The 12,661-nt window shown below is 73.8% G+C and carries 13 protein-coding genes and 1 tRNA gene; 10 read left to right on the top strand and 4 right to left on the bottom strand.

All coding sequences use genetic code 11. The annotated features are described in order from the left end of the window. Positions 1–29: 29 nt before the first annotated feature. The 6 genes from BJZ21_RS21795 (at position 30) to BJZ21_RS13760 (ending at position 7,217) form a co-directional block, all read left to right on the top strand. Positions 30–2,051: an ATP-binding protein gene (locus BJZ21_RS21795; protein ID WP_179664274.1), complete on the top strand. Its 2,022-nt coding sequence runs from the start codon at positions 30–32 to the stop codon at positions 2,049–2,051. Positions 2,052–2,133: 82 nt separating this feature from the next. Next, positions 2,134–3,078 carry a pirin family protein gene (locus tag BJZ21_RS13780; RefSeq protein WP_179664273.1) on the top strand — a complete coding sequence of 315 codons (945 nt, stop codon included), beginning with the start codon at positions 2,134–2,136 and terminating at the stop codon, positions 3,076–3,078. Positions 3,079–3,240: 162 nt separating this feature from the next. Further along, complete coding sequence (locus BJZ21_RS13775; RefSeq protein WP_343052139.1) at positions 3,241–4,305, top strand: glycosyltransferase family protein; 1,065 nt, start codon at positions 3,241–3,243, stop codon at positions 4,303–4,305. Position 4,306: 1 nt separating this feature from the next. After that, on the top strand, positions 4,307–5,374 hold the full coding sequence (locus BJZ21_RS13770; protein WP_218851500.1) for a glycosyltransferase: 1,068 nt from the start codon (positions 4,307–4,309) through the stop codon (positions 5,372–5,374). After that, positions 5,371–6,396, top strand: coding sequence for a glycosyltransferase (locus BJZ21_RS21790; protein WP_179664272.1), 1,026 nt, complete (start codon positions 5,371–5,373; stop codon positions 6,394–6,396). The genes BJZ21_RS13770 and BJZ21_RS21790 overlap by 4 nt, the downstream gene beginning before the upstream one ends. Then, positions 6,393–7,217 carry a galactosyltransferase-related protein gene (locus tag BJZ21_RS13760; RefSeq protein ID WP_179664271.1) on the top strand — a complete coding sequence of 275 codons (825 nt, stop codon included), beginning with the start codon at positions 6,393–6,395 and terminating at the stop codon, positions 7,215–7,217. Before BJZ21_RS21790 ends, BJZ21_RS13760 begins: the two co-directional genes overlap by 4 nt. 19 nt (positions 7,218–7,236) lie before the next feature. Here BJZ21_RS13760 and BJZ21_RS13755 read toward each other — a convergent pair whose 3' ends face one another. Beyond that, entirely contained in the window at positions 7,237–7,671 is a 435-nt protein-coding gene (locus BJZ21_RS13755) for a ferric reductase-like transmembrane domain-containing protein (RefSeq protein ID WP_179664270.1), read from the bottom strand. 64 nt (positions 7,672–7,735) lie between these two features. Between BJZ21_RS13755 and BJZ21_RS13750 the strand changes: the two genes are divergently transcribed. Then, entirely contained in the window at positions 7,736–8,065 is a 330-nt protein-coding gene (locus BJZ21_RS13750) for a hypothetical protein (protein ID WP_179664269.1), read from the top strand. A 557-nt stretch (positions 8,066–8,622) separates the two neighbouring features. Here BJZ21_RS13750 and BJZ21_RS13745 read toward each other — a convergent pair. The 3 genes from BJZ21_RS13745 to orn all read right to left on the bottom strand — a co-directional run bounded on the left by BJZ21_RS13745 (position 8,623) and on the right by orn (position 10,303). Further along, positions 8,623–9,405 carry an SCO family protein gene (locus BJZ21_RS13745; RefSeq protein ID WP_179664268.1) on the bottom strand — a complete coding sequence of 261 codons (783 nt, stop codon included), beginning with the start codon at positions 9,403–9,405 and terminating at the stop codon, positions 8,623–8,625. 137 nt (positions 9,406–9,542) lie between these two features. Continuing rightward, positions 9,543–9,618 (bottom strand) — tRNA-His (locus BJZ21_RS13740). A gap of 40 nt (positions 9,619–9,658) precedes the next feature. Continuing rightward, entirely contained in the window at positions 9,659–10,303 is a 645-nt protein-coding gene (gene orn / locus BJZ21_RS13735; RefSeq protein ID WP_179664267.1) for an oligoribonuclease, read from the bottom strand. Positions 10,304–10,364: 61 nt separating this feature from the next. On the opposite strand from orn, the gene BJZ21_RS13730 reads away from it, so the two are divergent. The 3 genes from BJZ21_RS13730 to BJZ21_RS13720 are packed head-to-tail and all read left to right on the top strand — an operon-like array spanning position 10,365 to position 12,651. Continuing rightward, complete coding sequence (locus BJZ21_RS13730; protein ID WP_218852186.1) at positions 10,365–10,838, top strand: MauE/DoxX family redox-associated membrane protein; 474 nt, start codon at positions 10,365–10,367, stop codon at positions 10,836–10,838. Between the two features lie 3 nt (positions 10,839–10,841). Further along, complete coding sequence (locus BJZ21_RS13725) at positions 10,842–11,567, top strand: DsbA family protein (protein WP_179664265.1); 726 nt, start codon at positions 10,842–10,844, stop codon at positions 11,565–11,567. A 46-nt stretch (positions 11,568–11,613) separates the two neighbouring features. Next, positions 11,614–12,651, top strand: coding sequence for an adenosine deaminase (locus BJZ21_RS13720; RefSeq protein WP_179664264.1), 1,038 nt, complete (start codon positions 11,614–11,616; stop codon positions 12,649–12,651). Positions 12,652–12,661: the final 10 nt, after the last annotated feature.

Here is a 12,661-nt window from a genome sequence, read left to right as displayed (position 1 = left end):
GTGGGTGCTCGGGCCACCAGGAGGAGCGAGTGAGGACGTCTCGGCCGCTGCTGCTGGCGGCCCTCGCGCTGGGCGTGTCGGGCTTCGGGGTCGCCGCGGTGACCGCGGTCCCCGAGGGCGGCCACGGCATCGGGATCTGGCCGGTCGGCGGTGCCACGGCCACCCTGCTGCTGGCACCGCGCCGGTGGGTCCCGGCGCTGGCGGCCGGGGTCGGTGTCGTCGCGCTGCTCACCTTCCTGGCCGGCGGGCTGCCGGGCGCGTTCATGCTGGCCGTGGCGGTGGGGATCGCCGTCGGCGTGTGGGCGAACTGGCGCGTGCTGACGGCCGGCCGCGAGGGCCGCCCGGCGCTGAGGACCAGCGAGGACCTGGTGCGGTTCTTCGGCGGTGCCGGCCTCGGGGCGCTGGTCGTGGGCGTCGCCGCCGCGCTCGGCTCGCTGCTCTCCGACTGGGGCAACCCGCTGCTGGTGGGGCTCACCGTGATGGCCGCGCAGGCCGCCTCCCACCTCACCGTGGTGCCGTTCTTCCTGCGGCTGCGCAGCCGCGAGTCCGTCGCTCCCGCAGGCGAGCGCGTCCTGCAGTGGGTGCTGCTGTCGGTGGTCACGATGCTGGTCTTCCTGCCGCACGACTTCCCGAGCCTGGTCTTCGCGGTGCTGCCGGTGCTGGCCTGGGGCGGGCTGCGCGCCAACCCCTACGAGGCGCTGGCGCAGGGGTTCGTCGTGTTCGCGATCGCGATCCAGCTCACGAGCTACGGGTTCGGGCCGTTCTCGGACATCCCACAGGCCTACGGACTCCCGGTGGACACCCGGCCGCTGCTGCTCGCCGTCTTCGGCGTGGACTGCGCGGCGGTCGTGGTCCCGATGGTGCAGGTCGTGGGGGAGCAGCTGGTCCTGGCGCGCGAGGCCGCGGCCGAGCGCGACAAGGTGCAGAGCATCGTCAACGGTGCGACCGGTGTCGCGATCATCGGCACCGACGCCCAGGGGCGGATCACCCTGTTCAACCCCGGAGCCCAGCGACTGCTCGGCTACGCCCCGGAGGAGGTGATGGGCAGGTCCACCCGGATGTTCCACACCGAGCAGGCGATCCGCGAGAAGGCCGCCGAGCTGGGCGTGCGGGACGACTTCGGGGCGGTGGCGCTCGCGATGGCGGCGCCGGCGCGGGGCTCCGACGACATCCGGTTCGTCCGCAGGGACGGCACCGAGCGCACCCACTCGATGACGCTGGACCGGATCGTCGACGACCGGGGGCGGGTCACCGGCTACGTCAGCACCTCCGAGGACGTCACGGAGCGCGTCGAGCTCCAGCGCACCCTCGTCGAGGCGCTGGCGACCGAGCGGACCGCGGTCGAGCGGCTGCGCGAGGTCGACCGGGTGAAGGAGACGTTCGTGTCCAGCGTCAGCCACGAGCTGCGCACGCCGATCACCAGCATCGTGGGCTACCTCGAGATGCTGGACAGCGGGGACTTCGGGACGCTCACCGAGGCTCAGGCCGACGCCGTACGCCGGGTCAGCGTGAACAGCTCCCGCCTGCTGCTGCTCATCGACGACCTGCTGACGCTCTCCCGGATCGAGGACGACGGCCTGGTGATCTCCGACCGGGCCCTGGACCTGCGGGTGCTGCTGCGGACCGGCTACGACGTGGTCGCGCCGGCGTGGGCGGGCCGGGACCTCGACGTCCGCCTGGAGATGCCGGCCGAACCGGTGCCGTTCCTCGGCGATCGCGACATGATCGAGCGGGTCGTGGTCAACCTGCTGGGCAACGCGGTGAAGTTCACCCCCGAGGGCGGCGAGGTCGCCCTCTGCCTGGCGACCCGCGGCGACAGCGCGCTGGTCGAGGTCCGCGACACCGGCATCGGGATCCCCGCGGAGGAGCACGCGCGGATCTTCAGCCGCTTCTTCCGCTCCTCGACGGCGCAGCGGAACGCCATCCCCGGCAGCGGCCTGGGGCTGTCGATCGCCCGAGCCGTGGTCGAGCGCCACGGCGGCCGGATCGAGCTCGCCTCGGGCGAGGGACGCGGGACGACGTTCCGGGTCTGGCTGCCGATCGTGGTCTGACCGGGCCCGCGGCCTGGAGGAATATCCAACTTTCAACTACCGTTGGACTCGGTGTCACCCCCGACGCCGCGAAGGAGCCCCCATGCCTGCGATCACCGTGCCCGACCTGACCGTGCTCGACCGCCTCCGCACACCCGGCCTGGGCGACCAGCCGCGCCCGGTGTGGCAGGTGACGACGGCGCCGCAGGGCTACGAGGGCGAGGGCTTCCCGGTCCGGCGCGCGTTCGCCGGCATCGACCTGGCCCACCTCGACCCGTTCGTGATGATGGACCAGATGGGGGAGGTGGAGTACGCGCCGGGCGAGCCGAAGGGCACCCCCTGGCACCCGCACCGCGGCTTCGAGACCGTGACCTACATCATCGACGGGGTCTTCGACCACCAGGACAGCCACGGCGGCGGCGGCACCATCACCAACGGCGACACCCAGTGGATGACGGCCGGCAGCGGGCTGCTGCACATCGAGGCGCCCCCGGAGTGGCTGGTGCAGCAGGGCGGTCTGTTCCACGGCATCCAGCTGTGGGTGAACCTGCCGCGGGACGCCAAGATGAACGACCCCCGCTACCAGGACCTGCGCTCCGGCGAGGTCGCGCTGCTGACGTCCCCGGACGCCGGCGCGCTGGTGCGCGTGATCGCGGGCTCGGTCGACGGCCACGACGGCCCCGGGTCGACGTACACCCCGATGACGCTGGTTCACGCCACGCTCGAGCCCGGCGCGCGCCTCGAGCTCCCGTGGGAGGTCGACTTCAACGCGCTGGTCTACGTGCTCAACGGCCACGGCACCGTCGGGGACGGCTCCCCGGTGCACACCGGCCAGGCGGCGGTCCTCGGTGCCGGCGACTACCTGACCGTCACCGCCGACGGCAGCCAGGAGAGCCGGTCGCCGAAGCTCGACGTGATCGTCGCCGGCGGCCGCCCGATCCGCGAGCCCCTCGCCTGGGCCGGCCCGTTCGTGATGAACACCAAGGCCGAGGTGCTGCAGGCCTACGAGGACTTCCAGCGCGGCCACTTCGGGCACATCCCGGCCTAGGTCCGGCGGCCGCTCACCCCGCCGGGTGAGGGTCGGCCGGCGCGGCCGGGGTACTGCCCATGGGTGACGACCCTCTCCACCTCTTCGACCTCCCGCTGGACCGGCCGTTCGGCCCCCGCCTCCGCCCCCCGTTCGACCGGCGCCGGGGCCGATGACGCCCCCGTGGTGGTGGCCTCGGTCCCCGCCAACCACGTCTACGTCCGCCACCTCGCCCCCGAGCTCGGCGAGGGACCGCGGAGGCTGCCCGACCCCGACCCCGACGACCCGCGCCGGTCCGCCGCGCAGCGGTGGTGGCCGCCGGCGATGCTGGACCCGCACTGGGCGGCCGAGGCGGAGTTCGACGTGTTCCACGTCCAGTTCGGCTTCGACTCCCGCGACCCGGCGGACCTGCGTGACCTGGTCGAGGTGCTCCGCAGTCGCGGCAAGCCCTACGTGCACACGGTGCACGACCTGCGCAACCCCCACCACGCCAGCAGGGAGCTGCACGACGCCCAGCTCGACGTGCTGATCCCCGCGGCGGACGCCGTGGTGACCCTCACCCGCGGCGCCGCCGACGAGATCGCCCGCCGCTGGGGCCGCGAGGCGATCGTCCTGCCACACCCCCACGTCGTCGACCTCCCGACGATGCGCCAGGCCCAGGAACGGCGCCGTGCTCGGCCCCGGGACACCTTCCGCGTGGGGCTGCACGTGAAGTCCCTGCGGGCGAGCATGGACCCGCTGCGCCTGCTGCCCACGCTGATCCGGACGGTGGGTCGGCTGCCGGGGGCGGTGCTGCAGGTCAACGCCCACCACGACGTCCTGGACGACGACGGGCCGCGCCGAGACGCGCAGCTCGCCGAGCTCCTCACCACCGCGGCGGCGGCCGGCGACCTCGATCTGCGGGTGCACGACTTCCTCCCCGACGACGAGCTGTGGGCCTACCTGTCCTCGCTCGACGTGTCGGTGCTGCCCTACCGGTTCGGCACCCACTCCGGCTGGCTCGAGGCCTGCCGCGACCTCGGCACGACCGTCGTCGCCCCGACCTGCGGCTACTTCGCCGACCAGGGTCCGGTGCTCAGCTACCGTCACGACGAGGACGGCTTCGACCCCGACAGCCTCATGGACGCCGTCGGCACCGCCTACCGGGACCGGCCGGACCTCGGCGCGAGCGTCGAGGAGCGGCGACGGCAGCGCCGGGACGTCGCCGACGCCCACCAGCAGCTCTACCGATCCCTGCTGGGGGCCTGACTTGCGGATCTGCCTGATCGCGTCGAGCCGCCACCCGGTGCGCCAGCCGTTCGCGGGCGGCCTCGAGGCCATGACGCACACGCTGGCGCGCGGGCTGGCCGCACGCGGCCACGAGGTCGCGCTGTTCGCGGCGCCTGGCTCCGACCCGGACCTGCCGGTGGAGCACCTCGCCCACCGCCCGTTCGCGCCCAGCGAGATCTCCCTCGGCGACGTCAACGCTCCGTCGCGGGCGTGGATGGCGGACCACCACGCCTACCTGTCGCTGATGATGCAGCTCGCGCGGGACGGCGCGCGCCGCTTCGACGTCGTGCACAACAACAGCCTCCACCACCTGCCGGTGGCGATGGCCTCCATGGTGCCGGTGCCGGTCCTGACCAGCCTGCACACGCCGCCGCTGCCCTGGCTCGAGTCCGCGGTCGCGCTCGACCCGGACGGATCGCGGTTCACCGCGGTGAGCCGGGTCATGGCGCGCGCGTGGGCCCACGTCGTCACCAGCAGGCCGGTGCTCAACGGGATCGATGTGCGGGCGTGGACCCCCGGCGAGGGCGGCGGCCCGGCCGTCTGGTTCGGGCGGATGGTCCCGGAGAAGGCGCCGCACGATGCCATCGACGCATGCCGGCTGGCGGGCGTGCCGCTGGTCCTCGCCGGGCCGGTGTCGGATCCGGGGTACTACGCCGCGGAGGTGGCGCCCCGTCTCGGACCGTACGCCGTGCACGTGGGGCACCTGGACCACGCGGCCCTGGACCGCCTGCTGGGCCGGGCGTCGGTGGCCGTGGCCACGCCGGCCTGGGACGAGCCCTACGGCCTGGTCGGTCCGGAGGCGATGGCCTGCGGGACCCCGCTCGCGGCGTACGCGCGCGGGGCGCTCCCGGAGCTGGTGGACGACGAGGTCGGCGCGCTCGCCGAGCCGGGCGACGTCGCGTCGCTGGCCGAGGCCGTGCTCGTCGCCGCGACGCGGGACCGGGCCGCGACCCGCCGGCACGCGGAGCTGGACTGCTCCCTCGACCGGATGCTCGACGAGTACGAGGAGTGCTACGCGGAGCTGCTCGAGGGGGACCGGGTCGCGTGATCGGCTACTACGTGCACCACCAGGGCCGCGGGCACCTCCACCGGGCCCGGGCCCTGGCCGCGACGCTGGACGTCGAGGTGGCCGGGCTCTCGAGCCTCGAGCGGCCCGCGGGCTGGCGCGGCCCCTGGATCCAGCTGCCCCGGGACGACGACCACCCTCCCCACCGCGAGGTCACGGCCGCGGGTCGCCTGCACTGGGCCCCCCTCGGACACCGGGGCCAGGCGGCGCGAGCGGCGCGGGTCTCGCGGTGGATCGAGCAGAGCGCCCCGCAGGCGGTCGTCGTGGACGTCTCGGTCGAGATGGTGCTGCTGTGCCGCCTGCACGGTGTCCCCGTGATCTCCGTGGTGCTGCCCGGCTGCCGGGACGACGCGCCGCACCGGCTGGGGTTCGACATCGCGGAGGCGCTGGTGGGGTTCTGGCCGGACGGTGACGGTCGGGCGACGACCACGCTGCTGCCCGCGGTCCCGGCGGAGGTTCGCGACCGGGTCCGAGCGGTGGGCGCGCTGGCGCGGTACCCCGTCGCCGAGGGCGCCGCCCCGGTCCCACACCCTCGGGGCCAGCAGCGCCGGGTGACGGTGCTGCTCGGGAGCGGGGGAGACGTGCTGGACCGGAGCCGGCTCGCCCGGATGCAGGCCCAGGCCCCGGGCTGGGCATGGACGGTCCTGGGTGGCGACCACGCCTGGGTGGAGGATCCCCGCGAGGCGGTCGCCGGGGCCGACGTGGTGCTCACCCACGCCGGGCAGAACGCGCTCGCCGAGGTTGCGGCGCTGCGGCGTCCCGCGGTCGTCGTGCCCCAGCGGCGGCCCTTCGACGAGCAGCACTGCACCGCGGTGCTCCTCGCCCACGGGCCGTGGCCGGCCACCGTGCTGCCCGAGCTGCCGGAGAACCCGGCCGCCGGGTGGGGCGCCGTGCTGGCGGCCACCGCGCGCCTGGACGGCGGCCGCTGGGAGCAGTGGTGCGACGGCGGTGCGGCGGCCCGGTTCGCCGCGGTCGTCGACGAGGTGCTGGCGGCGGCGGCGTGAGGCGCGTCGCGGTGGTGACGATCGCCCGCGGCCGCCACGCCCACCTGGCCGCCCAGCACCGCTCGCTCGCGGCGCAGGAGCGGATCCCCGACCGGTACGTCGTGGTCGCCATGGGAGACCCGCTGATCCGTCCGGTCGTGCGCGACGGGCTGCGCCGCGAGGTCGTGGCGGTCGACATGGCGCCGGAGGCCGGGGCGCGCCTGCCGCTCGCGCACGCGCGCAACCGCGGGGTGGCCGCGGCACTCGGGGCGGGGGCGGACACCGTGGTGTGCCTCGACGTCGACTGCCTGGCCGGGGCGGGCCTGGTCCAGGCCTACGAGGACGCGGTCCGCGAGGAGCCGGAGGTCGTCTGGTCCGGTCCGGTCACCTACCTCGCGCCCGCCGCGGACCATGCCCCCGGCGCCCTGGCCGACCAGGACGCACCCCACCCCGCCCGACCCGCCCCGGCGCCGGGCGAGCGGCGGAGCGGCGCCGACCCGCGGCTGTTCTGGTCGCTCTCCTTCGCCCTGTCCGGTGAGGCGTGGCGACGCAGCGGCGGCTTCGACGAGGCCTACACGGGCTACGGGGCCGAGGACACCGACTTCGGGTTCCGGGTCGAGCGCGCCGGGCTGGAGCTCGGCTGGGTCGGCTCGGCACGCAGCTACCACCAGCACCACCCGACGCAGGACCCTCCGGTCCAGCACCTCGAGGACATCTTGCGCAACGCGCGCACCTTCCACGACCGGTGGGGGGAGTGGCCGATGCCGGGCTGGCTGGAGGCGTTCGCGCGGCTGGGCCTGGTCGAGCGGACCGACGACGGCTGGCGGCGCGCCGAGGTCTGACCCACCGGCCCGGCGTTCGTCAGCGCCAGTCGAAGTGCTCGCGGTGGATCCGCAGGGCCGAGACGCCGTCCGCGCGGAACCCCTGCTGCAGGTCGCGCACCATCGGCTCGGGGCCGCACATGAAGATCGACAGGTGCCGGGGGTCGGCGCCGGAGCGCTCCAGGACGCGCCGGGCGGTGAGCCGGCCGTCGACGGCGGAGCGCACCACGTGCAGGTCGACCTCGGGGTGGCGCTCCAGGATCGCGCGCATCTCGGCGAGGTAGGGCACCTCGCCGTCGGACTCCTGGGAGACGGAGTAGAAGAAGTCGACGCGGTCCGGCGGCGGCTGCTCGTCCAGGGAGCGCAACCAGCTCAAGAACGGGGTGACGCCCACCCCGCCGGCGATCCAGACCTGGCGGTCGGTGCCCTTGCCGTGCACGAACCGGCCGTGCGGCCCGCTGAGCACGGCCGGCATCCCGGGCCGGGCCAGGGTGTCGACCCGGGAGGTGTAGTCGCCCAGCGCCTTGATCGTGACCCGGATGTCCGGCTCCGACGGGCTGCTTGGCGAGCGTGAACGGGTGGCGGTGCCAGCCGTCCTTGGCCTCCAGGTGCAGCATCGCGAACTGGCCGGGCCGGTAGTCCAGGGGCCGGCCGAGCGGGCGCAGCACGATCTCGGTCAGGCCCTCGCCCACCGGGCGGAGCTCCCGGACCTGGTAGTCGCGCAGGCCGTGGCCGCGCCGGGCGAGCAGCTCGCGGTAGGCGTAGACGGCCAGCCCGATCCCGCCCACCACCAGGTAGGACCAGCGCAGCAGTGGGCTGTGCGCGAACGGGGAGGCGTCGCCGAGGCCGTGGGCGAAGCCGATCGCTAGGAAGATCCCGGTGGTGCGGTGCACGGCCCGCCAGATCTCGTAGTCGCCGAGCACCCGGGCCACCAGCCGCGACGGCGCCCAGTCGTGCGCGGCGCGGATCAGCCGGCGCCCCAGCTCGGGCACCACCGACCGCCATCTCGGCAGGATCGCCCACACCGCCAGGGCGACCAGGCCGACGGTCGCGATCACGCCCGCGGGGTTCGCCCACCCGGCGCCGCCGTGGTGGGACATCAAGATGTGCGGCAGCAGCAGCACCAGGCCGGTGATCGCCACCCGCCGGTGCCAGACCGCCGCCCGGTCGATGCCGTCGAAGTAGGTGTCGAGCCAGGGCAGCGTGCTGACCAGCACGACGCCGATCGACATGAGCAGGACCGACTCCGCCCCGAGCAGCTGGCCGTAGTAGGAGCCGGTGTCCTCGCCGGCGGGGCGGGCCCACCACCACAGCAGCGCCTGGCCGAGGACCAGCGCCCACAGCACGATGGGCCCCAGGTGACGACGCAGGAAGCTCGCGGTCAGCGGCATGCGCCGACCTTAGGCCAGGCGAGCCCGGATCCGGGTCAGGTGGGACGGTGGTGCAACCAGGCCAGCACGCCCAGGGCCTGGGTCGCGGTCCAGCCCGAGTCCCTCCGCTCGTTGCGGTGCCCCCGCGCGCTCATGAAGCGCTGGAGGTCGCCGGGGATCCGGCGCTCGCCGAGCGAGGGCATCCCGTCGAGCAGGTACTGCTCCGCGCCGCTGCCGTCGAGGAAGAACACCTCGTCGGAGTGCTGCACGTCGTAGGTGAGGGGCTGCCCGGTACGCCAGTTCCGGACGGCGCCGTCCTGCGGGACCTTCTCGACGTAGACGCCGAGGAACTTCCACAGCGCGGCCAGGTCCGCGGGCGAGCCGGTCAGCAGGTGCCACTGGGGCAGCTGGTCCCCGGCGCCGGCGTACTGCCTGCGGTAGGCGCGCAGCTGGGCCGGCGTGTCCCGTTCCGGGTCCACGGTGACGCTGAGGAAGACGGTGTCGGAGGGGTCGTCGGCGCGGTCCTGGTACTGCCGGGCGGTGCTGACGAACGTCGCGGTGTCGATCGGGCACAGCTCCTGGCACAGGGTCGTCACGTCCTGCAGGACGACGGTCCTGCCGGCGTAGTCGGACAGGTGGACCGTGCGGCCCTGCTCGTCGGTGAGGGGCATCCGCCTCAGCCCGGCCGGCAACGGCCGGCCCACCTCGGTGCCGGAGGCGTAGTGCGGCGCCGATCGGGGAGTGTTGTGGGCGGAGCCGCCGCACGCCGTCAACTGGACGGCGGCCAGCAGGCCGACCGCGCCGCGCAGCAGCGCCGAGCGGAGGCGAGAGGAGGTCACGGACTCCGAGGCTAACGCGCGGTCCTTCCCGCGGTGGCCGCCCCCCGGTCCACGGCACGGCAGGCGGGGAGACCATAAGCATCGAGCCCCTGACCGCATCTCTGCAGGTCAGGGGCTCGAGGCCGCCGCTTGGGCACTGGGGTGAGTGACGGGACTTGAACCCGCGGCCACCTGGACCACAACCAGGTGCTCTACCAGCTGAGCTACACCCACCATGCAAGATCCCGGCGCGGCCGGGATCGAGAGAACTGTACTAGGCCCCCGCCGGATTCCCGGAATCGGGCTCCTCGGTGAGTCCGGTCAGCGCGCCGCCGTGCCGCGCGGCGATCCGGCGGGCCGCCTCGCTGTCGGGGCCAGGGGAGGGCACGAAGACCGCCTCGCGGTAGTAGCGGAGCTCCTCGATGCTCTCCCGGATGTCGGCCAGCGCCCGGTGGTTGCCCCGCTTGGCGGGCGCCTGGAAGTAGGCCCGGGGGAACCAGCGTCGCGAGAGCTCCTTGATCGAGGAGACGTCGACGATCCGGTAGTGCAGGAAGGCCTCGAGCTCGGGCATGTCGCGGGCGAGGAACGCGCGGTCCGTGGCGACCGTGTTGCCGGCCAGCGGAGGCCGGCTGCCCTCGGGGCAGTGCTCGCGGATGTAGGCGAGGACCCGGTCCTCGGCCTCGGCCATCGTGATGCCGTGGTCGAGCTCCTCGAGCAGGCCGGACTTCTCGTGCATGCTGCGCACGAAGTCGTTCATCTGCGCGATCGCCTCGGTGGGCGGCTTGACGATGAGGTCGACACCCTCCCCGAGCACGTTGAGGTCGAAGTCGGTCACCAGGGCCGCGACCTCGATGAGCGCGTCGGCCTCGAGGTCGAGCCCGGTCATCTCACAGTCGATCCAGACGAGTCTCTCGTTCACGAGGGCACCATACTGCGGGGTTCTCAGGCGCGATTCAGACCCGCCTTCTAGGGTCGAGGGTGTGAAGGAGTGGTTCGGGCTGGCGGCCAGGCTGGTCGTCGGTGCGGTGTGGATCGTCGCCGGCGCCATCAAGCTGCCCGACCCGGCCAGCAGCGTGCAGGCCGTGCGGGCCTATCAGCTGCTGCCGTCCTCGATGGTGCCCACGGTGGGACAGCTGCTCCCGGTGATCGAGATCGTGATCGGGCTGGCCCTCGTCGTCGGCGTGCTCACCCGGGGTGCCGCGGTCGCCTCCGCGCTGCTGCTGGTCGGCTTCATCGCCGCGATCTGGTCGGTGTGGGCGCGGGGACTGACCATCGACTGCGGCTGCTTCGGCGGTGGCGGCTTCGACCCGAACGCCGCGTCGAAGTACCCGTGGGAGATCGCCCGGGACGTCGGACTGCTCCTCCTCTCCGGCTACCTCGTGTGGGTCGGCCGGACCAGGCTGGCGGTGGACCGCCTGCTCTTCCACCCCACCACCGCCTCCGAAGGATCCTGAGCAATGTCGAAGCAGACCCCTGAGAGCCGCAGCGACCGCGCGGCCGCCGCGCTGCGCGACCAGCAGCGCGCCGAGCGCCGCCGCGCCACCCGGATGATCGCGATCGTGGTCGCGGTGATCATCGTGCTCGTCGGCGGCGGCTTCCTGCTCACCCGTTCCCTGGACACCAGCACCAACGTCTCCGCCCCACCGGCCGGGGCCGGCACCTGGGGCGTGACCGTCGGCGACAAGAACGCGCCGCACTCGGTGGTCGTCTACGAGGACTTCCTGTGCCCCTACTGCGGCGAGTTCGAGCGCGCCACCCACGACAAGCTCGCCACCCTCGCCGACCAGGGCAAGGTGTACGTCGAGTACCGCCCGTTCAACCTGCTCCAGACCGACTACTCGGTCGCCGCCGCCTCCGCGTTCAAGGTGGTGCTCGCCGACTCCGGACCCGCCGTCGCCAAGAAGTTCCACGACCTGCTCTACGCCGACCAGCCCCAGGAGCAGGGCCCCTACCCGTCCAGCAGCTGGCTGGTCGACAAGGCGGTCGCCGCCGGGGCGTCGGAGTCCGCGGTCAGGTCCGACATCGAGCAGGAGTCGCAGAAGGCCTGGGTGGACCGGGCCACCCAGGCCGCCGCCGACGCCGGCGTACGCAGCACCCCGACGATCCTGCTCGACGGGAAGGTCTTCGTCGACGGCACGACGATCGACCAGCTGGCGCAGAACCTGCTCGCCCGCGTGGGGTGACGCCGGATTTGGGGTCCGCGCACCCCGCGCTGAGATGATCGGCCCGATGACTACCTCGCACCCTCTCTCCAGCTTCATCGCCGGCCTCCCGAAGGCCGAGCTGCACGTCCACCACGTCGGCTCGGCGTCCGCCCGGATCGTCAGCGGCCTGGCCGCGCGCCACCCCGGCACGGTTCCGAGTGACCTGGAGGAGCTCAAGCGCTTCTACGAGTTCCGCGACTTCGCGCACTTCGTCGAGGTCTACCTCGCGGTGGTCGACCTGATCCGCACCCCCGAGGACATCCGCTACCTCACCTACGAGGTCGCGCGCGAGATGGCGACCGCCCAGAACCTCAGGTACGCCGAGCTGACCTGCACGCCGTACACCTCCGTGCGTCCGCACGAGGAGGGCAAGGGGATGCCGATCGAGGCCTACACCGAGGCCGTCGAGGACGCCCGGGTCGCCGCCGAGCGGGACTTCGGCCTCGTGCTGCGCTGGGTCTACGACATCCCCGGCGAGTTCGGTCTGCCCGCGGCGGAGGCGACGCTGGACTACGCGCTCAACCACCGGCCCGAGGGCCTGATCGGCTTCGGCCTCGGCGGCCCCGAGATCGGCGTGCCGCGCCCGCAGTTCCAGCCCCACTTCGACGCCGCCCGCGCCGCCGGGCTGCGCAGCGTGCCCCACGCCGGGGAGACCACCGGCCCGCAGACCGTCTGGGACGCCCTGACGCTGCTGGGCGCGGAGCGGATCGGCCACGGCACCTCCTCCGCGCAGGACCCGGCCCTGCTGGCGCACCTCGCCGAGCGCGGCATCCCGCTCGAGGTCTGCCCCTCCTCCAACATCGCGACGCGGGCGGTCAGCACCCTCGAGGAGCACCCGCTGCGCGCGTTCCGCGACGCCGGCGTGACGGTCACGATCAACTCCGACGACCCGCCGATGTTCGGCACCGACCTGAACCGGGAGTACGAGATCGCCGCCGACCTCCTCGAGCTCGACGAGGGCGGCGTCGCCGACCTGGCCCGGGCCGCGGTGCACGCGTCGTACGCCGAGGACGACGTGCGGAAGCGGCTGCTCGCCGAGATCGACTCGTACGCCGGGGCCTGACCGCATCGGC

This window comes from Nocardioides panaciterrulae, assembly GCF_013409645.1.
GTDB lineage: Bacteria > Actinomycetota > Actinomycetes > Propionibacteriales > Nocardioidaceae > Nocardioides > Nocardioides panaciterrulae.
This window is presented reverse-complemented; position numbering and strand designations above follow the sequence as displayed.

Coding starts and splice junctions, on each gene's coding strand:
- BJZ21_RS13780 (WP_179664273.1), top strand. CDS start 2,134: ATGCCTGCGATCACCGTGCCCGACCTGACCGTGCTCGACCGCCTCCGC.
- BJZ21_RS13755 (WP_179664270.1), bottom strand. CDS start 7,671: ATGCCGGCCGTGCTCAGCGGGCCGCACGGCCGGTTCGTGCACGGCAAG.
- BJZ21_RS13750 (WP_179664269.1), top strand. CDS start 7,736: ATGTCCGGCTCCGACGGGCTGCTTGGCGAGCGTGAACGGGTGGCGGTG.
- BJZ21_RS13725 (WP_179664265.1), top strand. CDS start 10,842: ATGTCGAAGCAGACCCCTGAGAGCCGCAGCGACCGCGCGGCCGCCGCG.
- BJZ21_RS13720 (WP_179664264.1), top strand. CDS start 11,614: ATGACTACCTCGCACCCTCTCTCCAGCTTCATCGCCGGCCTCCCGAAG.